Raw genomic sequence first — 24,992 nt, forward strand, 5'->3', positions numbered from 1 at the left:
ATGAGCGAGGCGGTCGTTCCGCACGAGATTGAGAAGCGCGCTGCGGCCGTACCGCACAGGTTCAGGCGCGCGCTCGACAGCGACCTGTTCTATTCGTTCCGCCGCTCGAAGATCACCATGATCGCGGCCGCGGTGACGCTGCTGTTCTTTCTTCTGGCGATTTTTGCCGCGGTGCTGTCGGTACAGAACCCGTTCGACCCGGCACAGCTGCAGCTGATGAATTCGCGCATCTCACCGCTCTGGACCGCCGACGGCCAGAGTCCATTCCTGCTCGGGACCGACGAGCAGGGCCGCGACGTTCTGTCTGCGATCCTCTACGGCCTGCGCATCTCGCTGCTCGTCGGCGTACTCGGCGTGGTCTTGTCCGGGGCGATCGGCATCCTGCTTGGTTTGACCGCCGGCTATTTCGGCGGCGCAATCGACGGCCTGATCATGCGCATCGCCGACGTGCAGCTCTCCTTTCCGGCCATCCTGATCGCGCTTTTGATCAATGGAATCGCCAAGTCCGTCTTTGGCAACAGGCTGGACGAGATGAGCATGCTCGCGGTCCTGGTGTTCGCGATCGGCCTGAGTTTCTGGGTGCAGTATGCCCGCACCGTGCGTGGCTCGGTGCTGATCGAGAAGAACAAGGACTATGTCGCGGCCGCGCAATTGATCGGCCTGCCTGCTCCCGTGATCATGCTGCGCCACGTGCTGCCGAACACGACGGGTCCGATCCTCGTGATCGCCACCATCAACCTCGCGCTCGCCATCATCACCGAGGCGACGCTGTCCTTCCTCGGCTCGGGCATGCCCGAGACCATGCCGTCGCTCGGCACGTTGATCCGCATCGGCAACGGCTATCTGTTCGCGGGCGAATGGTGGATCGTCGCCTTCCCGGGAATCGCGCTCGCCGTGCTGATCCTGTCCATCAACCTGCTGGGCGACTGGCTGCGCGACGCGCTCAACCCAAAGCTCCGATGACCGAACCCGTCCTCTCCGTGCGCAATCTTCAGGTGGAGTTCGTCTCCCGCCGCGGCACGCTGCGCGCCATCGACGGCGTCTCCTTCGACATCGCCAAGGGCGAGGTGCTGGGCGTGGTCGGTGAATCCGGCGCCGGCAAGTCCGTCACGGGCCTCTCGGTGATCGGCCTGATCGATCCGCCCGGCCGCATCTCCGGCGGCGAGATTCGCCTGTCGGGCCTGCGCATAGACAATCTGCCGCCGGAGGAGCTGCGCCGCGTCCGCGGCAAGCGCATCGGCATGATCTTCCAGGATCCGCTCACTTCGCTCAATCCGCTGTACCGGGTCGGCGACCAGATCGTGGAGACGATCCGGACCCATCTCAATCTGTCCGAGACCGCCGCCCGCCGCCGCGCCATCGACCTGCTGGCCGAAGTCGGCATTCCCGCGCCGGACAAGCGCATCGACGGCTATCCGCACGAATTCTCCGGCGGCATGCGCCAGCGCGTGGTGATTGCGCTCGCCATCTGCGCCGAGCCCGAGCTGATCATCGCGGACGAGCCGACCACCGCGCTCGATGTCTCCGTGCAGGCGCAGATCATCACGCTGATCAAGCGCCTCGGCCGCGACCACGGCACCGCCGTGATGCTGGTGACGCACGACATGGGCGTGATCGCCGAGACCTCCGACCGCGTCGCCGTGATGTATGCCGGCCGCGTCGCCGAAATCGGTCCTGTCCAGGACGTCGTGAAGAATCCGCTGCACCCCTATGCCAAGGGCCTGATGGGCGCGATCCCGACGCTTGCCGGCGAGGACAAGCGCCTGGTGCAGATCCCCGGCTCGATGCCGCGGCTGTCGGCGATCCCGCGCGGCTGCTCGTTCAATCCGCGCTGCGAATCCGCGTTCGACCGCTGCCGGGTCGACCGGCCCGAGCCGCTGCCGCGCGGCACGCAATCGGTCGCCTGCCATCTCTATGACAGCGCGCCGGCGGAGAGCGCGGCATGAGCGCCCCCTTCGTCCAGGCCACAAATCTGCGCCGCGTGTTCGACGTCTCCAAGCCGTGGCTCAACCGCGTCCTCGAAGGCGGCCAGCTCGAATACCTCAAGGCCGTCGACGGTGTCAGCTTCGACATCCGGAAGGGCGAGACCTTTGCACTGGTCGGCGAGTCCGGCTCCGGCAAGACCACGGTGGCCCGGATGGTGGTCGGCCTGCTGCCGCCGAGCTCCGGCGACGTGCTGATCGACGGCGTCTCGATGACCGACCCGCGGCAGGCCCAGACGCGGCGAAAGCTGCGCCGCCGCATCCAGATGATCTTCCAGGATCCCTATGCGAGCCTGAACCCGCGCTTCCGCGTCGATGCCGTCATCGCCGAGCCGATCCGCGCCTTCGACCTGATCCAGGGCGAGCGCGACATCCAGGCGCGCGTCGGCGAGCTGCTCAGCCTCGTCGGCCTGCATCCCGACGACCGGTTGAAATTCCCGCACGAATTTTCCGGCGGCCAGCGCCAGCGCATCGCGATCGCGCGGGCGCTCGCCTCCGACGCCGAGTTCATCGTCTGCGACGAGCCGACCTCGGCGCTCGACGTCTCCGTGCAGGCGCAGATCCTGAACCTGATGCGCGACCTCCAGGACAAGTTCGGCCTGACCTACATGTTCATCAGCCACAACCTCGCCGTTGTCCGCCACATGGCGAGCCGTGTCGGCGTGATGTATCTCGGCCGCATCGTCGAGATCGCGGAAGGCAAGGAATTGTTCTCCCGTCCGCGCATGCCCTACACCAAGATGTTGCTGGGCGCCGTGCCTGATCTGGCCATGAGCGGCCGCCAGCGCATTCCGGTGAAGGGCGAGATCCCCAACCCGATCAATCCGCCGCCCGGCTGCGCCTTCAATCCGCGCTGCCCGCTGGCGTTCGATCTCTGCCGCAAGCAAGCCCCCGAACTGATCGACGGCGTCGCCTGCCACGCGGTAAACACCGCGCCGGTCCCGGCGTGACGCGCGCGTGCCATGCGGCCTGCGCATTGGCGGCGCGGCATCCCCTGTGATCAATTGCGCGCGCCGAAAATAAGGTAGCGAAATCCCATGTCCAACATCAATCCAGATCCCTTCACGACGCGCCCCGAGATCGAGGGCACGTTCGGGGTCGTCGCCACCACGCACTGGATCGCAACCGCCGTCGGCATGGCCATGCTGGAAAAGGGCGGCAACGCCTTCGACGCCGGCGTCGCCACCGCCTTCACGCTGCAGGTGGTCGAACCGCATCTGAACGGCCCCGGCGGCGACGTGCCCGTCATCGTCCACGACGTCAAGCGCGGCCGCACCGAAGTGATCTGCGGCCAGGGCCCGGCGCCAGCCCGCGCCACCATCGCGCATTACAAGAGCGAAGGCCTCGACATGGTGCCCGGCACCGGCCTGCTCGCGGCCTGCGTCCCCGGCACCTTCGAATCCTGGATGATGCTACTGCGCGACTACGGCACGATGCGCGTGCGCGACGTGCTGGAACCCGCGATCGCCTACGCGCGCGACGGCTATCCGCTGGTCGAGCGTGCCTGCGCCACCATCCAGACCGTCGAGCAATTGTTCCGCAAGCACTGGCCGACCTCGGCCGCGGTCTATCTTCCCAATGGCGAAGTTCCGAAGCCCGGCACGCTGTTCACCAACACGACGCTGGCCGCCACCTACGCCCGCATTCTCAGCGAAGCCGAGAGCGGCGGTGGCGGCCGCGACGCCGAGATCGAGCGTGCGCGCAAGGCCTGGTCACATGGCTTCGTTGCGGAAGCGATCGACAAGTTCTGCCGGACGCAAGAAGTCATGGACGTCAGCGGCACGCCGCATCGCGGCGTGCTATCCGCCGACGACATGGCGCGCTGGCAGCCGACCATCGAGGCGCCGCTCACCTACGACTATGGCCGCTACACCGTCTGCAAGGCAGGCGTCTGGAGCCAGGGCCCGGTGACGCTGCAACAGCTCGCTTTGCTGAAGGGTTTTGCGCTCGACGGGCTCGACCCGACCGGGCCTGAGTTCATCCATCTCCAGATCGAATGCGCCAAGCTCGCCTTCGCCGATCGCGAAAAATTCTACGGCGACCCCAAATTCAGCGAGATCCCGATCGGAACGCTGCTGTCCGATGCCTACAACGACGAGCGCCGCAAGCTCGTCACCGACAAGGCCTCGCTCGATCTCCGGCCAGGCGCGATCGAGGGGCTTGGCGGTGTGGTCAAGCTGCGCCGCGCCGAAGGCCAGCGCGAAGCCGTCGGCGCGCTCGGCGCGGGCGAGCCGACGGTGGGACGATTTGGCGAGGTGCGCGGCGACACCGTGCATTTCGACATCATCGACAAGGCCGGCAACATGATCTCGTCGACACCGTCGGGCGGCTGGTTGCAATCCTCGCCTGTCATTCCCGAGCTCGGCTTCTGCCTCGGCAGCCGCGCGCAGATGTTCGATCTGGAAGAGAACCAACCGAGCTCGCTGGCACCCGGCAAGCGGCCGCGCACCACGCTGTCGCCGACCATGGCACTGCGCGATGGCGAACCGTATCTGGCCTGGGGTTCGCCCGGCGGCGACCAGCAGGACCAGTGGATCACGCAGTTCTTCCTGCGCCACGTCCATTGCAACCTCAATCTCCAGGAAGCCATCGACGCGCCGGCCTGGCATTCCGAGCATTTCCCGATCTCGTTCTGGCCGCGCACCGCGCGCCCTGGCGTGCTCGTGGTCGAGAACCGCGTGCCGAAGGCAACGATCGAGAACCTCAGGGAGCGCGGGCATATCGTGGAAGTCGGTCCCGACTGGTCCGAAGGCCGCCTCACCGCGGCCTCGCGCGTCGGCGTGCGCCGCCGCGCCGCCGCCAATCCACGCGGCATGCAGGGCTACGCCGCGGGGCGCTGAAGGCAGCACATGAGTGCGACTCCCCTCATCGAGATCAAGGACCTGCGCATCCGCTTTCACGGCGACGACGGCCGCGTCACCCACGCGGTCGACAGCGTCGATCTCAGCGTCGCCAATGGCGCCACGCTCGGCCTCGTCGGGGAATCCGGCTGCGGCAAGAGCGTGACGTCGCTGGCGATCATGGGGTTGCTGCCGAAGCAAAGCGCTGAAATATCCGGCGCGATCCGTTTCGACGGCTTCGATCTGCTGAAGACCCCGGACCAGATGCTGCGCGATCTGCGCGGCAACCGGCTGGCGATGATCTTCCAGGAGCCGATGACCTCGCTCAATGCCGCTTACCGAGAACTGGCGCGCCAGCCTGGCGGCGACCATCATGCCCGCCTTCGTGCTCGGCAACGCGATCTCCGCGATCCTGATGCGGCACACCCGCAGCGCCATGCTTCAGGTGCTGGAGAGCGACTATGTCCGCACCGCGCGCGCGAAGGGATTGTCGGAGCGCTCCGTGATCCTCAAGCATGCCATGCGCAACGCGCTGACGCCGATCATCACGCTCGGCGCGCTCGAACTCGGCACGCTGCTGTCGGGCGCGGTGCTAACCGAGCAGATATTCTCAATTCCCGGTTTCGGCAAGCTGATCGTGGATGCCGTGTTCAACCGCGACTACGCCGTGGTGCAGGGCGTGGTGCTGGTGACGGCCACGGTCTACATCACCCTCAACCTGATTGCCGATGTCGCCTATGTCCTCGTCAATCCGCGGCTGCGAGGCTAGGCGATGACCGACGCCGCATTGCCAGCCAGCCCCGCCACCACCCGGGCCGATGAGCTCGACAGCCCGGCCCGCCGCGCCCGGCGCCGGCTGTTCAAGCGCAAGGCGGCCGTGTTCGGGCTCGTCGTGATCACGGCCTTCATCCTCCTTGCGGCGCTCGCGCCGCTGGTCGTGCCCTACGATCCCATCGCGACGAGCTGGAGTCTGGTACGCAAGCCGCCCACCGCGGCGCACTGGTTCGGAACCGACGATCTCAGCCGCGACATCCTGAGCCGAGTCGTCTACGGCGCGCGGGCCTCACTGATGGCGGGTTTGATCTCGGTCGCGATCGCGCTCGGCATCGGCGTGCCGCTCGGACTGCTGGCCGGCTATCGCGGCGGCTTTGTCGACGCGCTGATCAGCCGGATCACGGATGCGATGCTGGCTTGCCCGTTCCTGATCCTGGCGATTGCGCTGGCGGCGTTCCTCGGCCCGAGGCCCGGCAACGCCATGATCGCGATCGGAATCTCGGCCACCCCGATCTTCATCCGCCTGACGCGCGGCCAGGTGCTGGTCGTCAAGGCGGAAGACTATGTCGAGGCCGCCCGCGCGCTCGGCAATCCGCCGTGGCGGATCGCGTTCTCGCACATCCTGCCGAACATCCTGCCCGCGTTGCTGGTGCAGGCAACGTTGTCGATTGCGGCTGCCATCATCGCCGAGGCGGCGCTATCGTTCCTCGGCCTCGGCCAGCAGCCGCCGGCGCCGTCCTGGGGCAGCATGCTCAATTCGGCCCAGCGCTTCCTCACCCAGGCGCCGTGGATGGCGATCTGGCCGGGGCTTGCGATCTTCCTCGTGGTGCTGTCACTGAACCTGCTCGGCGACGGCCTGCGTGACGCGCTGGACCCAAGGCAGCGCTAGATCACCGCCTCGCGAATCACGCGGCGGCAATCCATCTCGTATTCGAGATCGACCACAGGGGGCCTGGCGAAATGCCAGGTCAGGCCGGAGCGCAACGCGCCGCGGCGGACCAGTTCGTCCGCCAGAGCATGGTGGAAATCGCGGATCGAATAGGCCTGCACACCCGTGGTGTCTCTCCAGCCGAAACCGAACGCCGCCATCCGGTTTTCCATGTGCGATGTCGTGACGCGCACCTTCTCCCGCAAACCATCCGGGGTGAGATCGCGGTAGCGCACGATGCGCTCGGGATAGGTGCCACTGCCCTCGCGCGCTTCAGCGCCGCCTGCGATCACGAAGGTCGGCGTCTTCGCGCGCGTCGGGCGCGTGAAGGAGAACGCATAGAAGGACGGCTCGGACGGCGGATCGATCTCGGGGCAGACATTGCTGCGCGCCACCGGATTGGTGGTGCCGTCGAAGATGCCCCATTCGGACAGCGTCTTGACGTAATGCAGGTTGAAGGCGCGAAACCCTTCCTCGCTGAAGGCCGCGGGCGACCGCAATTCGCAGGCGCAGAATGCCGTCAGCGGCCGACCCGCCTCCTGGATGAATTTCGCCGCCAGCGCGAAGCCTTCGGCGAGCGGCACCAGCCGATCGAACCTGACCCGCTCGATCTCGTAGCCGTCGTCCGCGGCCGCACCCGACGAATACTGGAACACGGCCGGGATGAAACGATAATTGCCGGCCGAAAATTCGCGCGTCATGTCCCGCCCCTTCATTCCAATGCAGGTCGGCGCCCCTTTGGCGCCTGGGCAAGACTAGCACGGGACAACAAAAAAAGCGGCAACAGCTATCGCTGTTGCCGCTTTTGCGGTTTCGATGACTGCGTCCTCAGGTCGGCCGCAGCGCCTTGGCGCCGAGGTCGAACTCGTTGACCTGCTTGGTCCGATCGGAATCCGCCGCCGCACGATGGTCGGTCGCCAGAACCACGTAGACAGCAGGCAGCACGAACAGCGTGAACAGCGTGCCGATCGACATGCCGGCCACGACGACCAGGCCGATCGAGAAACGGCTGGCCGCGCCGGCGCCGGTTGCCGTCAAGAGCGGGATCAGGCCGGTCACCATCGCGGCCGTGGTCATCAGGATCGGCCGGAGGCGGATGCGCGCCGACATCTCGATCGCCGAGCGGCGGTCGAGCCGCTCGTTGACCTGGAGCTCGTTGGCGAACTCCACCATCAGGATGCCGTGCTTGGTGATAAGGCCGACCAGGGTGAGCAAGCCCACCTGGGTATAGATGTTCATCGTCGCCATGCCGAAGAACAGCGGGATGAGCGCGCCGACGATCGCCATCGGCACCGAGATCATGATCACGAGCGGGTCGCGCAAGCTCTCGAACTGCGCGGCCAGGACCAGGAAGATGATGATCAGCGCAAAGCCGAAGGTGATCGCGAGCTGGTTGCCTTCCTGCACGTACTGCCTGCTATCCGCGAGATAGTCGTGGCTGAAGCCGGCCGGCAGTTTCTTGGCCTCGCCTTCGAGGAAGTCGACCGCCGCACCGACGGTCACGCCGGGCATCGGCACGGCCGAGAAGGTCGCCGAATTGAGCTGGTTGTAGTGCGTCAGCGAATTCGGAGCGGTCTTGGTCTTGACCGAGACCACGGTCGACAGCGGAAGCTGCTGTCCGGTGTTGGTCGTCACGTAGTAGCCGCCGAGCGATTCCGGCGACAGTCGGCTGCTGCGCGGCACTTGCGGGATCACCTGGTAGGAGCGGCCCTCGAGGTTGAAGCGGTTGATGTAATTGCCGCCGAGGAGAACCGCGAGCGTCGAGCCGAGGTTCTGCATGTTGACGCCGAGATCCTGCGCCTTGGTGCGGTCGATCGTGACCTCCACGTTGGGCTGGTTGTAAGCGAGATCGCTGTCGGAGACGATGAACATGCCGCTCTTGCGCGCAGCGTCCTTCAGCTTCTCCATCTGCTCGAAGACCGTCTGGAAACCAGCGGTGGAATTGATCACCATCTGCACCGGCAGACCGCCCGGTCCGCCCGGCAGCGGCGGCAGGTTGAACGCGAAAGCCTGCACGCCCTCGATCTTGGAGAGTTCGGCCTGCATCAGCGGCTTCAGCTGGATCGACGAACGCTTGCGCTCTTCCCACGGCTTCAGCAGCATGCCGGCGATACCGCCCTGCGGGCCGTTGATGCCGTTCAGCACGAAGCGCAGATCGGTCTCCGGGAATTTCTGAAACTCCTTGTCGAGCTTCTCGCCGTAGAAATCGACATAGTCGATGTTGGCGTATTTCGGCGCCTTGGTCACCGCGAACACGATGCCCTGATCTTCCTCAGGCGCCAGCTCCTTCGACGTGTGCATATAGAGGAAGCCGACGAGCCCGAGGATGGTCACCGCGAACAGACCGGTGATCGCCTTGTAATCCAGCGAGCGGTCGAGCCTGCGGCCATACCACCGCGTCAGCCCGCCGAACACACGGTTCACGAGCTTGGCGAAGCGGCCCTCTTCGGTGTTCTTCAGCAGCACCGAGCACATCATCGGCGATAGCGTCAACGCGATCACGCCTGACACGATCACCGAGCCGGCGAGCGTGAAGGCGAATTCGCGGAACAGCGAGCCGGTGAGGCCGCCGAGGAAGCCGATCGGCGCGTACACGGCGGCGAGCGTGATCGTCATCGAGATGACGGGCCCCACGATTTCGCGCGCGCCCTCCACCGCCGCCTGGACGGGCGTCTTCCCCCCTCCTCCAGATGTCGATGGATGTTCTCCACCACGACGATGGCGTCGTCGACCACGAGGCCGATCGCGAGCACCATCGCCAGCAGCGTCAGCAGGTTGAAGCTGAAGCCCAAAGCCAGCATCAGCGTGCAGACGCCGATCATCGACAGCGGAATCGTGACGACCGGAATGATGACTGAACGGAGCGAGGCCAGGAACAGGAAGATCACCACGATCACGATGATCACGGCTTCGCCCAGCGTCTTCTCGACCTCGTCGATCGAGGATTGGATGAACTTGGTCGAGTCGTAGGCGACCTTCATCTTCATCGACGGAGGCAAATTGCGCTCGAGCTCCGGGAACAGCGCGCGCACGCCCTTGACCAGCGTCAGCGGGTTGCCTTGCGGCGTCGCGTTCACGCCGATGAAGATCGCATGCTCGCCGTTGAAGGCGACGCTGGCATCCGTGCTTTGCGCGGCGAGCTCGACCGTGGCGATGTCCTCCATCCGCACGAAACCGCCGTCCTTGGCCTTGACGATCATCTTTCTGAACTGGTTGACGTCGGTCAGGCTGGTGTTCGTCGAGATGTTGGAAACGATCAGATAGCCCTTGGTCTGTCCCGCCGCGGACTGGAAGTTGTTGGTGGTGATGGCGGTGGCGACGTCGGCCGGCGACACGTTGCGGCCGGCCATCTTCACCGGATCGAGCCACAGCCGCATCGCGAAGGTCTGGCCGCCGAGAATGTCGGCCGAAGCCACGCCGTCGACGGTCGACAGCACCGGCTGCACCACGCGCGTCAGATAGTCCGAGATCGCCGAGCCCGACAGCTCCTCGGAGGAGAAGCCGAGATACATCACGGCCGTGGTCTGGCCCGTCGTCTTGGTGACGATCGGGTCGTTGGATTCCTTCGGGATCAGGTATTTGACCGAGTTCGTCTTGGCCAGCACTTCGGTGAGCGCCTGGTTCGGATCGAAGTTCAGCTTGATGTAGACCTGGATCGTCGAGGTGCCGAGCACCGAGGACGAGGTCATGTAGTCGACGCCTTCGGCCGAGGCGACCGCCTGCTCGATCGGCGTGGTGATGAAGCCCTGGATCAAATCCGCGGACGCGCCGGGATAGACGGTCGTGATGTTGATGACCGTGTTCGAAAGCTTCGGATATTGCCGGATCGGCAGCACCATCGCCGCGCGCAGGCCGATCAGCAGGATCAACAGGCTGACGACGACCGACAGGACCGGGCGTTTGATGAAAATGTCGGTAAAGCGCATCGCGGCGATCTCGATTCTATGTCTCGACAGACGTGATCCGGCCGAGCCGGATCACGCGCGTGTAGTGTCAGTAGCGCGGCGGCTGCGCCGGGATCGGCGGACCGGGGTCGGCCGAAATCGCGACTGCGGCGCCCGATTGCAGCTTGAGCTGTCCGACGGCGACGACCTTGTCGCCGGCCTTGACGCCCTTGACGATCTCGACGCGGCCATCGATCCGGCTGCCGGTCTGCACGAAGGTGCGCACCGCGGAGAGGCTGGTCTTGCCGTCCTCTTCCTTCTTCTCGGTGATGACGAACACGGAGTCGCCGTACAGCGTGTAGTCGACCGCCGTCTCGGGCACCGTGATCACCGCCGGCTTGTCCGGCAGCACTACCGTGGTGGTCACGAACATGCCGGGCTTAAGGATCTTTTCCGGATTGGCGATGGTCGCCTGCACGCGGATGTTGCGGGTGTCAGTCGCGATCTGCGGCTCGATCGTGGTGATCTTGCCCTCGAAGATGCGGCCCGGATAGGCGTCGACCTTGAGCCGGACCGTCTGGCCGACCTTGAGGCTGCCGGAATCCTTTTCCGTCACCGTGAAGTTGGCCCACAACTGCGACAGATCGGTCAGTGAGACGATCGCCGTGCCGGCGGTCAGATACTGGCCGACCTCGACCTTGCGGACGCCGAGATCGCCGGAGAACGGTGCGCGCACCAGCTTCTGCGAGATCAACGCCTCGGTCTTGGCGATGCCGGCCTGCGCCTGGTCGTAGGCGGCCTGCGCGGAATCGACGGTCGCTTGCGGGCCGAACTGGCGCGATGCCAGTTGCTTGGCGCGGTCGAGCGAAAGCTGCGCGACGGTGGCCTGCGCCTTGTAATTGGCGAGGTCGCCCTGATCCGGCGCGTCGAACAGCTGCACCAGCGGCGTGCCGGCTTCGACATGCGCGCCCGGCTCGAACTTGATCTCGGTGACCCGGCCGTTGACGTCGGCGCTGACGTCGACCTGGTGCACGGCGACGAGGCCGCCGACCGCGGTCAGCAGGTTCGGCACCACTTCGGACTTCGCCTCGGCCGCGGTGACCGCTGTCGGCGGCGGCTTGTTGTTGGCGAAGAACTGCTTGATCATCTGGCCGCGGAAATAATTGAACCAGACGAGGCCGCCAACGAGCGCTGCAAGCAACGTCCCGATGATGATGAACCAAAGCACCGGCCGAACCGGACGCTTGGGGGCCTTGGCGTCGATCGGTTCGCCCGAAATCTTGTGTTCGGTTACGATGTTCATTGTCATGCGCTTTCTGCAATCGCCGTCTTGTCCGCACCTGCGGCCTGATCCTGGCCCAAATGCGAAGCAATTGCGGCGTCGTTAAGTCCGATACCCCTCAGGAGAAACTCACACAGCTGCCGCTCGAGGTCGCCAGCCTTGCCGTAAGCGAGGCAAGGCGCGGCCGGCAGCCTGGTCAGCGCAGCGGTCATCACCGTGTGATGCGCAAACCAGAACAGGTTGAGCGGATCGCCGCTGAACGGCCGCGCGTCTCCGGCCGCAACCGCCCGCTCGAGCGAGGCGAGGAAGACCGCCCCGATCAGCTTCTCGATCTTGGCATATAGCAAACGGGCGAACTCGCCGTCATCCAAATGGCTGGTGGCCATCAGTCGCAGGCGCTGGGCCTCCTCCTGATCGGGACCGTCGGCGATGTGAAGGAAATGCTGGACCATGCCCCGGGTCAATTCGACCAGGGTGGCCGTCGACGGCTTCCGCTCGAGCAGATCCGTCAGTGCCGGGTCTGCCTCGCATTCGTCACTGAGGATTTCGGCATAGAGCGCCGCCTTGGAGGGGAAATGCTTGAACAGCAACGCTTCGGAAATGGCAGCGGCGGCCGCCACGCTCTTTGTCGTGGTGCCGGTATAGCCGTGTCGGGCAAAGCAGCGTTTTGCGGCGCCGAGGATCAATTGACGCCTCAGGTCGCTCGTCATTCGCAATGAGCTCATGTTAGTGAGTAAGCACTCACCCACGCAAAAGTCAAGCACTATGCTGCATCGCAACCTAGATGGGTGCCGATCCGTTGGAAATCGGCCACACCTCCACGCCCGCCAGAAAGTGGAGGCCGAGCGTGCAGTCTGAGGCCGTCAGATCGGCTGGAAGCCGAGATCGCCGCGGATCCGGTTGACGATGTAGGTCCCGTCCCGGGTGGGCAGGATCCGCTCGACGCTGGCGCTGTCGATCTTCACATTGGCAAAGTGCGGCCCCGCCGCGACGTCGTGGATGGCTTTGGCGAAGGCCTCGACCTCGGCCATGGTCGAGATCGCACGGGCGTCTGCGATCCCGCAGGCTTTGGCGACGCCGACAAGGTCGGCGGCGGCCGAAGTGTGACTGGTCTGGCCGCCGGTCTCACCATAGGCCTCGTTGTCGAGTACTGCGATCGAGAGGTTGGACGGCTTCTGCAGGCCGATGGTGGCAAGGCTGCCCAGGCCCATCAGCATCTCGCCGTCGCCGGTGATGACCAGCACCGGCAGCTGCGGCTGCGCCAGCGCCAGGCCCAGCCCGATCATCGCGGCGCCGCCCATGCCGCCCCAGAGATAGAAGTTGCGCGCATGGTCGCCGGCGGCGGTGATGTCGTTGGTCGAGGCCCCGAGGCCGCCGATCGCAACGACGTCCTTGCGGTTCGCAAGCAGCGTGGAGACCACCTGACGGCGGTCGAGGAGATTGGCCTTGCTCATTTGGTGAAAACCTTGGCGCCGATCAGGCGCTGCGACAGAAGGACAGCAGTAGGTGTGAGAGCGTTGTAGGCCTGCGCGGCGGCCGCCTCCATCACGGCCGGCACTTCGGCCGCGTTGGAGGCGCGCAGCACCTTGACGCCGGAGAGCTCGAACACGCCCTGCGTCGTCGATCCCATCGGCACCTGCCACGGATTGAACTCACCCCATTCGCCGCGCATCGTCACCAGCGTGAGGAACGGAAAGCGCAGGATCGGAATCAACGACAGCATGTTGATGCAATTGCCGACGCCGCTCGACTGCATCAGCAGCACGCCGCGGTGTCCGCCGGTCCAGGCGCCGGCGAGCAAAGCCACGCCCTCCTCCTCCGTCGTCAGCGGAATGCCACGCATGTTGGAAGAGCCGAGCACGCGCTGGATCAGCTTCGAATGGCCAGCGTCAGGCACGTAAGGCACCTGCCGGACGTCGTAGCGTTGCAAGGTCGCGAAAATATCGTCGGGCCAATTCGGCGCCGTGTCGGCTGCGTCAGTGCGAGCGTGCATTTTCCCGTCCGGTCGGCTTGCAGATCACGGCACGACTGTAGACGGTGATCCGCATCGCTCGATAGAGCGAAAACGGCATATCGGTCTCAACCGGCGAGTATGGCGGATGAACGCAAGTGCGAAAGAATTGGCGACCGGGTTCGATCTAACGAGGCTGACACCCGAATTCTACGACGATCCCTACCCGACCTATCGTGCACTGCGGGAGAACGAGCCCGTCAAGCGCCTGCCCAACGGCACTGTGTTCCTGACCCGCTATGACGACCTCGTCACCACCTACAAGAACACGAAGTCGTTCAGCTCGGACAAGAAGCGCGAGTTCGCGCCGAAATACGGCGACACGCCGCTCTTCGAGCATCACACCACCAGCCTCGTCTTCAACGATCCGCCCGCGCACACCCGCGTGCGCCGCCTGATCATGGGCGCGCTGTCACCGCGCGCGATCGCGGGGATGGAGCCTGATATCGTCAGGCTGGTCGACGGCCTGCTCGACGCCATCGCCGCCAAGGGCGCTTGCGAACTGATCGAGGACTTCGCGGCTTCCATTCCGATCGAGGTGATCGGCAATCTGCTCGATGTTCCCCACGACGAGCGCGGGCCGCTGCGCGACTGGTCGCTGGCGATCCTCGGCGCGCTTGAGCCTGTCGTATCTCCCGAGGTGGCGGCGCGCGGCAACAAGGCGGTGACGGACTTCCTCGCCTACCTGCAGACGCTGGTGGCGCGCCGGCGCGAGAAGCCGGGCAATCCTGAGCGCGACGTGCTCACGCGCCTGATCCAGGGCGAGGAAAATGGCGAGCGGCTGACCGAGAAGGAGTTGCTGCACAACTGCATCTTCCTGCTCAACGCCGGTCACGAAACCACCACCAATCTGATCGGCAACGGTCTCGTCGCGCTCGACCGGAATCCGGACCAGAAGCGGCGGCTGATCGACAACCCCGACATGATCAGGACCGCGGTCGAGGAGATGCTGCGCTACGAGAGCTCGAACCAGCTCGGCAACCGCATGACCACCGAAGCCGTCGAGCTCGGCGGCGTGATGCTCGACGCCGGCACGTCGGTGACGCTGTGCATTGGCGCTGCCAACCGCGACCCCGCGCAGTTCACGGCCCCCGAACGCTTCGACATCGCGCGCACGCCGAACCGGCATCTCGCCTTCGCCACCGGCGCGCATCAATGCGCCGGCATGGCGCTGGCGCGGCTGGAAGGCGCGATCGCGATCTCGCGCTTCCTGGCACGCTTCCCGAACTATGCCGTGAGGGACAAGCCGGTGCGCGGCGGGCGGGTACGGTTCCGGGGGTTCTTGAGCGTGCCCTGCGCGATCGGTTGACCGTCCAAAACGAAAAACGTCGAAAACAACCCCATGCACAGTAGCCGAGGGGTTGGCGGAAAATGCCCGGTCGATCTGCCCAACGATCTGATACGTCGGGGCAAATAGGCGGCGCGCGATCAGGGTCGGCGGCTTTCCGGCAGTGTCACACGAAGGGGAGGAAGATATCGGGACGCTTGGGCAGAAGCCGCCGAAAATAGCGCCGCCCTTCGTCCGAAACGGTGTTGCTGCCGACAAGGAAATCGTCGGGCATATGGCGTGTCTTGCCGGCCACGCGATCGAGTGGCACGAGCCTGGGTTCGACGCGCTCGCCATCATAATGCAGCACCACCGAGCCGCTGCCGGTAAAGGCGCTTTGCGACGCAAATGCGCCGGCGTCGAAAGCCTCCTTGCGGTCGGTTTCGTCGATCACACCGATATAGGCGCGTGGCAGATAGCCCAGCGTGTCGACACGCGACCTCGCCTTGGGAAAACGCGATTTCAGCGCTTTTTGAATCTCCATGCCGAGATCACCGCCCGTCAGTTGTAGATTTCCATGGGCGTCGCGCTCGACAGCCTCGCCCGCCAGCGCCTCGGCGAGAGGCCGGCCGGCTTCGTCCTGCACGCCCTCGGACATCGAGACGATACAGCGGCCCAGACGCGTGTAGACCGCATCGACGTCGTCGAGGAACTGGACGACCGAGAACGGTCTTTCCGGCGTATAGATCAGATGCGGAGCATCGTCGGGCGATTGCTGCCAGCCTGCCGCCGCGGCGGAGAGGAAACCGGCATGGCGGCCCATGACGATGGCCACATAGATGCCGGGCATGGCGCGAAAATCGAGATCTATGCTGACAAGGGCACTGGCGACGAAGGTGGCTGCCGAGATGAAGCCGGGGACATGATCGTTCTCCATCAGGTCGTTGTCGATGGTCTTGGGGGCATGCACGAAATGGCATGGGCCACGCGACTGCTGCCGCAGCAGTTCGAGCGTTCCGGCGGTATCATTGCCGCCGATATAGACAAAGGCGCGGGCGTCCAGCCGGTCGAGAGCCGCGAGGATATCAGAGCACGCGCCAGAATCTGGCTTGTCGCGGGTCGATCCGAGAGCCGAATTGGGCGTGTTGCCGAGACGGCGGAGTTCGGCCTCGGGCAAGGTGGAGAGGTCGACGACGTTTACCTGCGTCAGGCCTCTCACACCGTAGCGCGCGCCCAGAATGCGCAGGGACGGATCATGCCTGCGCGCGGCAATAATGGCGCCACACAAGGTCTGATTGATCACGGCGGTGGGGCCGCCGCCCTGGGCGATGACGATTGATGGCATGGAACCTCAATGACTGGTTTCTGGCTGTGACGCCAGCGGACAGTGAGGGACGATTGAAGCGAAGATTGGCCGATGCTGCAACGGGCGGCCTACACTACCGTCCTGTGCCGTTCGATGCAGGTACGCAGCACTTCGTCCATCGGCTTGCCCCACCAGTCGTTGGAAAAGATCTCGATCTCCGAATAGCCGGCATAGCCCTGCGCTTCGACCGCTTGGCGTACCGATTTGATGTCGATGACGCCGTCACCCATCATGCCGCGGTCGTTGAGGATGTCTTTTGTCGGCACCATCCAGTCGCAGACGTGGAACGCGAGCAGGCGATCCTTTCCGGCACGTGCGATCTGGCTCAGTAGGTCCGGATCCCACCAGATGTGATAGACATCGAGCGCAACGCCGAGCATGCCGCTGCGGCCGGGGTCGAGCCGGTCGCAGATGTCGAGCGCCTGCTTTGTCGTGTTCACGCAGGCACGGTCGGCGGCATAGGCGGGATGCAAGGGCTCGATGGCCAGCGGCAGCTTTGCCTGCTTCGCATAGTCGAGCATGTCGACAAGGGCTTCCTCGACCTGCCCGCGCGCGGCCACGATATCCTTCGACGCCTCGCTGCCCGGCCGCGAATATTGCGGCAGGCCGCCGGCGACCAGCACGATGCAGGACGCGCCGAGCGCCTTGGCTTCGTCCACACAGCGCCGGTTGTCGTCACGCACCTCGCCGCGGCGCGATGCGTCCGAGGTGAACATGCCGCCGCGGCAATAGCCTGACAGATCGAGGCCTGCGTCGCGCACGGCGCGAGCTGCGCGCTCGAGACCAACGCTTGCGACCTGATCGCGCCAGGGGTCGATGGCGCGGACGCCGTGCCGCACGCAGGCGTCAATGATCTCGATGAGATCGCCCTGTTTGCGGACCGTCGCCGTGTTCAGCGATAGCCAGCGATGGTCGGAGGAAAAATCGCGCATCAGGATTCGATTCCGTGCGAGGCCAGCACGATCTTCATCCGCCGCGTCGCCAGCTCTGGATTGGCGAGCAGCCCGGCCCGATCGGCGAGCCGGAATAGTTCGGCCAGATGCAGCATCGATCGCGTGCTCTCCTGGCCACCGACCATGGTGAAATGATCCTGGTGGCCGTTCAGATACGCCATGAACACGACGCCGGTCTTGTAGAAGCGCGTCGGCGCCTTGAAGATGTGGCGCGACAGCGGCACGGTCGGCCCCAGCACGTCGTGGAAGCCGGCTTCATCGCCCGCTGCCAGCCGCGACAGCGCGTAGGATGCCGCCGGCGCGATCGCATCGAAGATGCCGAGCAGCGCGTGGGAAAAGCCCTGTTCGTCGCCGGCGATCAGCTCCGCGTAGTTGAAGTCGTCGCCGGTATACATCCTGATGCGCTTGTCGAGGCGGCGGCGCATGTCGATTTCGCGCTGCTTGTCGAGCAGCGAGACTTTGACGCCGTCGACCTTCGCTGCATTGGCGTTGATGATGGCAACCGCCGTGTCCATCGCCTTGTCGAGGTCCCTGGTGCCCCAATAGCCCGTCAGCGCCGGATCAAACATGTCGCCGAGCCAGTGGATGATGACGGGCTCGCGGACCTGCGACAGCACGCGATCGTAGACCTTGGCGTAGTCATCGGCGTTGCGGCCGAGTTTTGCGAGCGCGCGCGACGCCATCAGGATGATGCGGCCGCCGACCTTCTCGACCGCCGAGATCTGCTCCTCATAGGCGCGGATCACGTCGTCGAGGCTTCTGGCGTCCTCGACGGCCAGGTGATCGGTGCCGGCCCCCGAGAACACCAGCGCGTTGCGTCGCTTGGCGGCACCGACCGAGCGCGTGATCAGGTCCAGCGAGGTCGGCCAGTCCAGGCCCATGCCGCGCTGCGCGGTGTCCATGGCTTCGGCAACACCGAGGCCGAGGTCCCAGACGTGTTCACGGAAGGCGATGGTCTTGTCCCAGTCGACGGCGGCGGAGAGCCAGGGATCGTTGTCGGCGAAGGGATCGACCACCGTGTGCACGGCCGAGAACGCGATGCGGTTCAACGGGCCTTCGAGCTTTTCGGGGAACGTGCGCGACGCCGCGAGCCGGTAAGTCTCGATCGAGCGATCGGCCTTCGGCAGCTTGAGCGACAAGGAGGACATCGGCAGGACGGGTTTGTTCATGTGCCCCTCCTCAGACCTTGATCGGGGCGACGTCGATCCAGCGCCGTTCCTTCCAGCTCTTCAGCGCGCATTCGGCGAGCTGCACGCCCTTGACGCCTTCGAGCAGCGTGAACTTGTAGGGCGCATCCTCGTAAACGTGGCGGATGAACATCTCCCACTGCTCCTTGAAACCGTTGTCGTAGGTGACGTTGTCCGGCAGCTTCTGCCAGTCGCCGTAGAAATCATGCAACCGCTTCTCATCGGGATTCCACACCGGCCTCGGGGTTGCCTGCCGCGCCTGGATCATGCAGTCGGTGAGGCCTGCGACCGCCGAGCCATGGGTGCCGTCGACCTGGAAGGTGACGAGATCATCGCGATAGACGCGGGTGACCCAGGACATGTTGATGTGGGCGATGACGCCACCTTCGAGCTGGAAGGTCGCGTAGGCGGAATCGTCGGCGGTCGCCTTGTACTTCCTGCCCTGCTCGTCGAAGCGCTCGGGAATGTCGGTGTTGCCGATACAGACCACGCTCTGGACGTTGCCGAAGAGATTGTCGAGCACGTAGCGCCAGTGGCAGACCATGTCCAGGATGATGCCGCCGCCGTCCTCGTCGCGATAATTCCAGGATGGCCGCTGCGCTTCCTGCCAGCCGCCTTCGAACACCCAATAGCCGAACTCGCCGCGCACCGAGAGGATGCGGCCGAAGAAACCGGAATCGCGCAGGAAGGCGATCTTCTTCAGGCCGGGCAAGAACAGCTTGTCCTGCACCGTGCCGTGCTTGACGCCCTTGGCGTTGGCGAGCTTGACGACTTCGAGCGCCTCCTCGAAGTTCGTCGCGATCGGCTTTTCGCAATAGACATGCTTGCCGGCATTGATGGCCTGGGTCAGCAGACCGGGCCGGGCCTGCGTGGTCGCCGCATCGAAGAACATGGTGTCGTTCTTGTCGGCGAGCGCGGCGTCGAGATCGGTGATCCAGCGCGTGATGTTGTAGCGCCTGGCGAGTGCCTCGACCTTCTCGGCGCTGCGGCCGACCAGGATCGGATCGGGCATGACGCGGTCGCCGTTCTTCAAGCGGACGCCGCCCTGCTCGCGGATCGCGACGATCGAGCGGATCAGATGCTGATTGAGCCCCATGCGGCCGGTGACGCCGTTCATGATGAGGCCGAGGCGTTGCGTTGTCATGCCAATTGCTCCTGAAGTGATCCTGGCTGTTCGAGCGGGCGCAATGCCGACCAGTCCGGATGGACAGACGTCGCAAAGCCCGCAGCATGAAGCGATCCCGTCAGGAGATCGCCGTCGTGAATGTTGAGCCGGACGCCCTGTCCGGCATCGGCATAGAGATCGGGATGCGCGGCTGCGAAGCCCTGCGCCTCGGCGGCAGGCGTCTCGCCAAAGCCGTCGACATAGTGATGGCCGTTGCGTTCGGCATGGGTGATGCCGAGAAAGGCGCCGAGCGCGAGATCCTGCTGCACCGCAAGGCCGGCCTGGCAGGTCAGGTCCTCGCCGGTCACGAAGAACCGCGCGCCGCCCGCGCTCCATTTCGCCGCGCGCGTCGCGTTGACGATGGACTTGTAGAGCCCCTTGCACGATTTCGACGAGATGCCGCTATAGCCGAGCGCCCGCGCCGACGGGAACGCGTCGTAGGAATCGTCGGCTTCGTCGATGATGAAGCCGCGCGCGGCCAGCGAGCCGAGCGGGGATTGCCGGGTGATGTCGCGCGGCATCGGCTGTTCGACATAGAGCAGACGCGACGCGATCGGTCGCAATGCGGTATCATGATCGAGCCGATCCATCAGCGCGTGCAGTCCGGCGAGATCGGCGTATTGCTCGTTCGCATCGAGCGTCACCTTGGTGGCGCGTCCGATCGCATCGAGCTCCCGGCCGATGCGCGCCAGCCGCGCCGCATCGTGAGCGGGATCGCCCGCCAGCTTCAGCTTGAAATATTTCGCACCGGCGTTCTCGTGCGCATCCGCAACACCGCCCTCGCCTTCGACGGTATCGTCGAGGCCGACGGTATGCCTGATCGCAACGCGCGGCAGCGGCTTTCGACCTGAGAGGAACTGGGCGATATCCGCGTCCATCAGGTCGGGCGACAGTCGCGCATCGATGCCGGCGACATTCCCGGCCATGCCATCGAAGAAATTGGTCTCCACGGCGCGCAGCAGCGCGTCGAGGATCGCCTTGTCGATCTCCGCCGGACCATAGGCTGCGGCAAGCGACGGGATGTTCTTCTTCGCGCAGGTCGCAACCTGGGCACCGATGCAGGATGCATGCAGGTCGAACGCCGTGAGGAATCCGTTCCGCGCCAGATAAAGACCGCGCGCGATCGCCAGCGAGCGGCGCAGGCCGTCGACCGTCTGTGCCGGCGACAGCTCCGGCCGCTTGTCGAACCATTTCGGCACCAGCAGCTCGGCGCTGGCGCCGACGGCGGTGCCCCGCCCCTCGACCTCGATCTCGACCCGCACGAACAGCTGCGGCGTCGCGTTGATGGTAACCGCGCCAAAGCGGAACGGCCGCGCGAAATGCACCGGGCGTTCGAAGAAGGCAATGTCTCGCAGCTTCAGGCGGGGGCCATGGTGTTAGTCCAATGCACCTTGCGAGAAGAAATGCTTGCGGATGCGTTGCACGAGCTCGGTGAAGACGGGGTCGGCCATCACGTCGAGCGAACGCGGGCGCGGCAGCGGCACGTCGTAGATCGCCGCGACCGCACCGGGACGTTCCGTCATCACCAGCACGCGGTCGGCGAGGAACACGGCCTCGGGGATCGAATGTGTGATCAGCAGCACCGTCTTCCTGGTCTCGCGCTGTATCCGCATCAGCTCGACATTCATGCGCTCGCGCGTCAGCGCGTCGAGCGCGCCGAACGGCTCGTCCATCAGCATGATTTTGGGATCGTGCACCAGCGCGCGGCAAATCGAAGCTCGCTGCTGCATGCCACCGGACAACTGCCAGGGCAGCTTGTTCTCAAAACCATCGAGCCCGACCATCTTCAACAGCGCCTTGGCGCGATCGAGATATTTTTGCCGCGGCAGCCGCTTCATGTCGATCGGCAGCATCACGTTGGACAGGATGTTGCGCCACGGCAGCAGCAATGCGTTCTGGAACACGATGCCGACATTGCCGTGCGGCGTCGTCACCTTCTCACCCTCGACCAGGATCTCGCCCGTGCTCGGCGGCAGCAGTCCCGAAATCAGCTTGAGCAGGGTGGACTTGCCGCAGCCGCTGGGGCCGACCACGACGAAGAACTCGCCGTCGTTGATGTGGAAGTCGAGCGGCCGCAGCGACGGCACATCTCCGTCGCGCGTCCGGTAGGTCTTGGAAACGCCCGACAGCTTGATGCCCGACGCGTCGTTGCCGGCCCGGTCGCGCACCAGTCTCAGATGCGCGGCCGGCTGCATGTCGATTGGTCTGGTCGCAGGGTTCATCGCGGCTCTCTCCCCACGTCGTCCCTGCGAACGCAGGGACCCATACGCCGTGCCGGCGCGTTGGAGTACGCGGCTAGAGACCTTCCCGAACAATCAAGGCCGGTGGTTATGGGTCCCTGCGTTCGCAGGGACGACGGCGAATATTTGTCGCTCACGAGCCACTCTTCGGCAGGTAGTCGTTGGTGTAGAACGCCTTCGGGTTGTCCTTGGCCTTGGCGTCCAGCCCGCCATATTCGACCATCAAATTGACGCTGTCGGTCATGTTCTGGTCGGTGACCTGGAACGGGCGCTTGCTCTTGGTCTCGGGCGTCCGGTAGAGCGGAATGGTCAGCTCAAAGCCCTGCGTCAGCGTGTCGATCTTGCCGCCCTTGGGGTTGGCATCGAGGATCGACTGCGCCGCGGCCTTCGGCTCCTTCTCGGCGGCCTCGACCGACTTGGTCGTCGCCGACATGAAGCGGCGGACGAGGTCGGCATTGGCCTTCACGTAATCCGAGTTGGCGATGATGCCCGAGGAGACCATGTTGATGCCGTAGTCGGAGAACTTGATCGGGAACACGTCCTTGCCGGTGGCGTCCTTGATCTTCATCGACTGGTCCATGACGTAGCCGAGCAGCAGATCGGCCTGGCCGTTGATGACCGCGTTGAGCTTGGTCTGGCCGTCACCGGCGACGGTCTGGAAATCGCTTTCCTTCAGGCCGGTCTTCTTCAGGAACAGCGGCCAGATCTGGGTCATGGAATCGGCCGGCGTGATCGCCACCGTCTTGCCCTTGATGTCCTCGGGCTTTTTGATGTTCTTGTCGGCGAAGCCCATGGCGGACATCGGGCTGGTCTGGAGCAGCACGCCGGTCGCAACCACAGGCGCGCCCTTGATCGCTGCGCGCATCATGGTGGGAACGTCGACATAGCCGAAGTCCGCGGTCTTGGCGGCAACGGCCTGCGTGGTCGCCGCCGAGCCGCGGCCTTCCTGGATCTCGAGGTCGATGCCTTCGGCGGCATAGATGCCCTTGGCCTTGCCGTAATAGAACGGCGCGTGCTCGCCATAGACGTACCAGTTGAGCATCAGCACGACCTTGTCGGCGGCTTGCGCCGGCATGGCCGCGAACACCATCAGCGCCGTCGAGACAGCTCCAATCCACCGCTTCATCGTCACTCTCCCTTTGTCGTTATGTCTCGGTCGTTGGTGGCCGTTGCTTAAATTAAGATGCGAAAATCACGTCTTCGCGCTGGCTGACATGCCAGGGAATGACCAGCTTCTCGATCCGGTCCACGATCCAGAACAGGATCACGCCGAGCAGCGCCAGGATGACGAGCGCCGCGAACATGGTCGGCAGGTCGAACGTGCCGATCGAGCGCTGCATGACGTAGCCGATGCCGGAATTGGAGCCGACGAACTCGCCGACGACGGCACCGACCACGGCGAGTGTCACCGACACCTTGAGGCCGGAGAAGATCGCCGGCAGCGCATGCGGCAGGTTCACCGCGAGGAAAACCCGGAACCGGCTGCCCTGCATGGCGCGGGCGAGATCGACCATGTCAGGGTCGACCGATTTGAAGCCCTGTACGGCCGAGACCACCACCGGGAAAAAGCCGAGCAGGAACGCCGATATGACCTTTGGGATAATGCCGAAGCCGAACCAGACCACGAACAGCGGCGCAATCGCGATCTTTGGCACGGACTGCGAGAATACCAGCAGCGGATAGACGTAACTCTCCACCGTCTTCGAACCCGCAATCAGCATCGCGACGGGAATGCCGAACAGCGCCGACAGCAGGAAGCCGCAGACGGTCGCGTAGGTGGTCGGCCAGGACTGACGCAGCAGTTCCGGCCATTCGGTGCGGAGCACGGTGACGACGTCGGCCGGCGCCGGGATCTGGTAGGCGGGAATCCTGAACACACGGATCGCGAGATCCCAGGCCACCACGATGAAGACCAGAAACAAGAACGGCCGGATCCAGGCCGCATTCAGCATCTTGGACACCGCGCCTTGCGGCTTCACTTCAGCCACGTCTCACTCCCGGCATTCTTGTTCTTCGGGGGAGAAATTAACCCGTTGGATAAATACTGTCCAGAGGATTCCCTGTGACGTTTTGTGCCGGTTCCGGTTGGCGAAAGGCATGATGGCGGTGTGGCAGGATCGCCGCGCCCCACCCCCGCTGTCATTCCCCGCGAAAGCGGGGAATCCAGTACGCCGCAGCTTCCCCGAATTTCACCGGCGTCTCTGGAATACTGGATCGCCCGATCAAGTCGGGCGATGACAGCGGAGATTGAGGGGACAGTGTCGTAGCCCGGATGGAGCGAAGCGAAATCCGGGCTACGGACTAAACCACCTGCGCCACCGCGGCTCGCGGCTTCGGAGCCTTCGCGATCTCCAGCAGCTCCGACGACCGCCCCGTCAGCGCGGCCAGCACCAGGCCGGCCATGTGCGCCAGACGCTCGTCCTTGGCTTTCTTGTCCAGGAGGTCGCGACCGAAGATCACGCTGAGCGTGGCCGAGTTGGAGAGATAGAAGAAGCTGAGCGCCGCGATCGAGATGTAGAGCTGAACCGGATCGACCGCGACCTGGAAGTCGCCGCTCTCGACGCCGCGCCGCACCACGGTGCGGATCATCTCGACGAACGGCGAGTGCATCGACTTGACCTTGGCCGAGCGCTTCAAATGCTTTGCGCGCGCGAGGTTCTCGGTCTGGAGCAGCGACAGGAATTCCGGGTTGCGGAGAAAGTAATTCCAGGTGAACTCGATCAGGCGCCGGATCGCCTTGGGCGGATCGAGATGCTCGAGGTCGAGACCCCGCTCCTCGCTGCGGATCTTGTCGTAGGCGCCTTCGAGCACCGCCAGATAGAGCTCGTCCTTGTTGCCGACGTGATAATACAGCATGCGCTTGTTGGCGCCGGCCTTGGCGGCGATGCGATCGACCCGCGCACCGGCGAGCCCGTGGGTCGAAAACTCCTGCTTGGCGGCTTCGAGAATTCGCAGCCGCATCCCCTCGGGGTCACGCTGCCATTTCAGAGTTCGCTTTGCCGTTGCCTTCGCCAATCGGGTGCTCGCTGGAGTGCTGGTAACACGCGTGTATCACGCGGGCGGGCGTTTGAGAACGATCTCGTACCCCGGACGCAGCGCAGCGCTCTTCAGCG

Annotated in this window: 20 protein-coding genes and 3 pseudogenes; 8 read left to right on the forward strand and 15 right to left on the reverse strand. The window is 64.8% G+C overall.

Translation table 11 applies throughout. The features are described 5' to 3' along the window. The 7 genes and pseudogenes from F8237_RS05720 to F8237_RS05750 all read left to right on the forward strand — a co-directional run bounded on the left by F8237_RS05720 (position 1) and on the right by F8237_RS05750 (position 6,485). Complete coding sequence (locus tag F8237_RS05720; protein ID WP_151642813.1) at positions 1-963, forward strand: ABC transporter permease; 963 nt, start codon at positions 1-3, stop codon at positions 961-963. Next, entirely contained in the window at positions 960-1,946 is a 987-nt protein-coding gene (locus F8237_RS05725) for an ABC transporter ATP-binding protein (protein ID WP_151642814.1), read from the forward strand. Before F8237_RS05720 ends, F8237_RS05725 begins: the two co-directional genes overlap by 4 nt. Next, a complete protein-coding gene (locus F8237_RS05730; protein ID WP_151642815.1) occupies positions 1,943-2,932 on the forward strand; it encodes an ABC transporter ATP-binding protein in 990 nt (329 codons plus the stop codon). The genes F8237_RS05725 and F8237_RS05730 overlap by 4 nt, the downstream gene beginning before the upstream one ends. An 87-nt stretch (positions 2,933-3,019) precedes the next feature. Further along, complete coding sequence (locus tag F8237_RS05735) at positions 3,020-4,822, forward strand: gamma-glutamyltransferase family protein (protein ID WP_151642816.1); 1,803 nt, start codon at positions 3,020-3,022, stop codon at positions 4,820-4,822. A gap of 9 nt (positions 4,823-4,831) precedes the next feature. Further along, positions 4,832-5,221, forward strand: a pseudogene (locus tag F8237_RS05740) (ATP-binding cassette domain-containing protein); the annotation flags it as partial. Next, a pseudogene (locus F8237_RS05745) lies at positions 5,151-5,591 on the forward strand (ABC transporter permease); the annotation flags it as partial. The pseudogenes F8237_RS05740 and F8237_RS05745, both read left to right, overlap by 71 nt. A gap of 3 nt (positions 5,592-5,594) precedes the next feature. Further along, a complete protein-coding gene (locus F8237_RS05750; protein WP_151642817.1) occupies positions 5,595-6,485 on the forward strand; it encodes an ABC transporter permease in 891 nt (296 codons plus the stop codon). Here the strand turns inward: F8237_RS05750 and cnbZ are convergent. The 6 genes and pseudogenes from cnbZ to F8237_RS05780 form a co-directional block, all read right to left on the reverse strand. Next, positions 6,482-7,225, reverse strand: coding sequence for a 2-amino-5-chloromuconate deaminase CnbZ (cnbZ, locus tag F8237_RS05755; RefSeq protein ID WP_151642818.1), 744 nt, complete (start codon positions 7,223-7,225; stop codon positions 6,482-6,484). The genes F8237_RS05750 and cnbZ overlap by 4 nt on opposite strands. A gap of 127 nt (positions 7,226-7,352) precedes the next feature. Then, positions 7,353-10,450, reverse strand: a pseudogene (locus F8237_RS05760) (MexW/MexI family multidrug efflux RND transporter permease subunit). A gap of 67 nt (positions 10,451-10,517) precedes the next feature. Continuing rightward, complete coding sequence (locus F8237_RS05765) at positions 10,518-11,711, reverse strand: efflux RND transporter periplasmic adaptor subunit (protein WP_151650464.1); 1,194 nt, start codon at positions 11,709-11,711, stop codon at positions 10,518-10,520. Between the two features lie 2 nt (positions 11,712-11,713). Beyond that, positions 11,714-12,415 carry a TetR/AcrR family transcriptional regulator gene (locus F8237_RS05770; protein WP_151642819.1) on the reverse strand — a complete coding sequence of 234 codons (702 nt, stop codon included), beginning with the start codon at positions 12,413-12,415 and terminating at the stop codon, positions 11,714-11,716. 138 nt (positions 12,416-12,553) lie between these two features. Next, the gene (locus F8237_RS05775) at positions 12,554-13,144 is read right to left on the reverse strand and encodes a thiamine pyrophosphate-dependent enzyme (protein WP_151642820.1); all 591 of its coding nucleotides are present in this window, start codon (positions 13,142-13,144) and stop codon (positions 12,554-12,556) included. Continuing rightward, a complete protein-coding gene (locus tag F8237_RS05780) occupies positions 13,141-13,683 on the reverse strand; it encodes a phosphonopyruvate decarboxylase (protein ID WP_151642821.1) in 543 nt (180 codons plus the stop codon). Before F8237_RS05780 ends, F8237_RS05775 begins: the two co-directional genes overlap by 4 nt. A gap of 106 nt (positions 13,684-13,789) precedes the next feature. Here F8237_RS05780 and F8237_RS05785 point away from each other — a divergent pair, with 106 nt between their 5' ends. After that, the gene (locus F8237_RS05785) at positions 13,790-15,010 is read left to right on the forward strand and encodes a cytochrome P450 (protein ID WP_151642822.1); all 1,221 of its coding nucleotides are present in this window, start codon (positions 13,790-13,792) and stop codon (positions 15,008-15,010) included. Positions 15,011-15,155: 145 nt separating this feature from the next. On the opposite strand, the gene F8237_RS05790 is transcribed toward F8237_RS05785, so the two are convergent. The 9 genes from F8237_RS05790 to F8237_RS05830 form a co-directional block, all read right to left on the reverse strand. Then, positions 15,156-16,313, reverse strand: coding sequence for a diphosphate--fructose-6-phosphate 1-phosphotransferase (locus F8237_RS05790; protein ID WP_151642823.1), 1,158 nt, complete (start codon positions 16,311-16,313; stop codon positions 15,156-15,158). Between the two features lie 89 nt (positions 16,314-16,402). Continuing rightward, complete coding sequence (locus tag F8237_RS05795) at positions 16,403-17,266, reverse strand: sugar phosphate isomerase/epimerase family protein (RefSeq protein WP_151642824.1); 864 nt, start codon at positions 17,264-17,266, stop codon at positions 16,403-16,405. Then, entirely contained in the window at positions 17,266-18,456 is a 1,191-nt protein-coding gene (locus tag F8237_RS05800; RefSeq protein ID WP_151642825.1) for a dihydrodipicolinate synthase family protein, read from the reverse strand. Before F8237_RS05800 ends, F8237_RS05795 begins: the two co-directional genes overlap by 1 nt. A 10-nt stretch (positions 18,457-18,466) precedes the next feature. Continuing rightward, positions 18,467-19,618, reverse strand: a complete 1,152-nt coding sequence (locus tag F8237_RS05805) for a Gfo/Idh/MocA family protein (protein WP_151642826.1) — start codon at positions 19,616-19,618, stop codon at positions 18,467-18,469. Then, the gene (locus F8237_RS05810; RefSeq protein WP_244626078.1) at positions 19,615-20,964 is read right to left on the reverse strand and encodes an enolase-like domain-containing protein; all 1,350 of its coding nucleotides are present in this window, start codon (positions 20,962-20,964) and stop codon (positions 19,615-19,617) included. Before F8237_RS05810 ends, F8237_RS05805 begins: the two co-directional genes overlap by 4 nt. Positions 20,965-21,015: 51 nt before the next feature. Further along, positions 21,016-21,861 (reverse strand): ABC transporter ATP-binding protein, encoded by an 846-nt coding sequence (locus F8237_RS05815; RefSeq protein WP_151642828.1) that lies wholly within the window; start codon positions 21,859-21,861, stop codon positions 21,016-21,018. Positions 21,862-22,012: 151 nt separating this feature from the next. Beyond that, entirely contained in the window at positions 22,013-23,005 is a 993-nt protein-coding gene (locus F8237_RS05820) for an ABC transporter substrate-binding protein (RefSeq protein ID WP_162005887.1), read from the reverse strand. A gap of 52 nt (positions 23,006-23,057) precedes the next feature. Next, complete coding sequence (locus tag F8237_RS05825; RefSeq protein ID WP_151642830.1) at positions 23,058-23,867, reverse strand: ABC transporter permease; 810 nt, start codon at positions 23,865-23,867, stop codon at positions 23,058-23,060. Between the two features lie 313 nt (positions 23,868-24,180). Further along, positions 24,181-24,840 carry a TetR/AcrR family transcriptional regulator gene (locus tag F8237_RS05830; protein WP_151642831.1) on the reverse strand — a complete coding sequence of 220 codons (660 nt, stop codon included), beginning with the start codon at positions 24,838-24,840 and terminating at the stop codon, positions 24,181-24,183. Positions 24,841-24,992 lie beyond the last annotated feature (152 nt).

Source organism: Bradyrhizobium betae, assembly GCF_008932115.1.
In the GTDB taxonomy this organism is placed as follows: domain Bacteria; phylum Pseudomonadota; class Alphaproteobacteria; order Rhizobiales; family Xanthobacteraceae; genus Bradyrhizobium; species Bradyrhizobium betae.

Coding starts and splice junctions, on each gene's coding strand:
- F8237_RS05720 (WP_151642813.1), top strand. CDS start 1: ATGAGCGAGGCGGTCGTTCCGCACGAGATTGAGAAGCGCGCTGCGGCC.
- F8237_RS05725 (WP_151642814.1), top strand. CDS start 960: ATGACCGAACCCGTCCTCTCCGTGCGCAATCTTCAGGTGGAGTTCGTC.
- F8237_RS05730 (WP_151642815.1), top strand. CDS start 1,943: ATGAGCGCCCCCTTCGTCCAGGCCACAAATCTGCGCCGCGTGTTCGAC.
- F8237_RS05735 (WP_151642816.1), top strand. CDS start 3,020: ATGTCCAACATCAATCCAGATCCCTTCACGACGCGCCCCGAGATCGAG.
- F8237_RS05750 (WP_151642817.1), top strand. CDS start 5,595: ATGACCGACGCCGCATTGCCAGCCAGCCCCGCCACCACCCGGGCCGAT.
- cnbZ (WP_151642818.1), bottom strand. CDS start 7,225: ATGACGCGCGAATTTTCGGCCGGCAATTATCGTTTCATCCCGGCCGTG.
- F8237_RS05765 (WP_151650464.1), bottom strand. CDS start 11,711: ATGAACATCGTAACCGAACACAAGATTTCGGGCGAACCGATCGACGCC.
- F8237_RS05770 (WP_151642819.1), bottom strand. CDS start 12,415: ATGAGCTCATTGCGAATGACGAGCGACCTGAGGCGTCAATTGATCCTC.
- F8237_RS05775 (WP_151642820.1), bottom strand. CDS start 13,144: ATGAGCAAGGCCAATCTCCTCGACCGCCGTCAGGTGGTCTCCACGCTG.
- F8237_RS05780 (WP_151642821.1), bottom strand. CDS start 13,683: ATGCACGCTCGCACTGACGCAGCCGACACGGCGCCGAATTGGCCCGAC.
- F8237_RS05785 (WP_151642822.1), top strand. CDS start 13,790: ATGAACGCAAGTGCGAAAGAATTGGCGACCGGGTTCGATCTAACGAGG.
- F8237_RS05790 (WP_151642823.1), bottom strand. CDS start 16,313: ATGCCATCAATCGTCATCGCCCAGGGCGGCGGCCCCACCGCCGTGATC.
- F8237_RS05795 (WP_151642824.1), bottom strand. CDS start 17,266: ATGCGCGATTTTTCCTCCGACCATCGCTGGCTATCGCTGAACACGGCG.
- F8237_RS05800 (WP_151642825.1), bottom strand. CDS start 18,456: ATGAACAAACCCGTCCTGCCGATGTCCTCCTTGTCGCTCAAGCTGCCG.
- F8237_RS05805 (WP_151642826.1), bottom strand. CDS start 19,618: ATGACAACGCAACGCCTCGGCCTCATCATGAACGGCGTCACCGGCCGC.
- F8237_RS05815 (WP_151642828.1), bottom strand. CDS start 21,861: ATGAACCCTGCGACCAGACCAATCGACATGCAGCCGGCCGCGCATCTG.
- F8237_RS05820 (WP_162005887.1), bottom strand. CDS start 23,005: ATGAAGCGGTGGATTGGAGCTGTCTCGACGGCGCTGATGGTGTTCGCG.
- F8237_RS05830 (WP_151642831.1), bottom strand. CDS start 24,840: ATGCGGCTGCGAATTCTCGAAGCCGCCAAGCAGGAGTTTTCGACCCAC.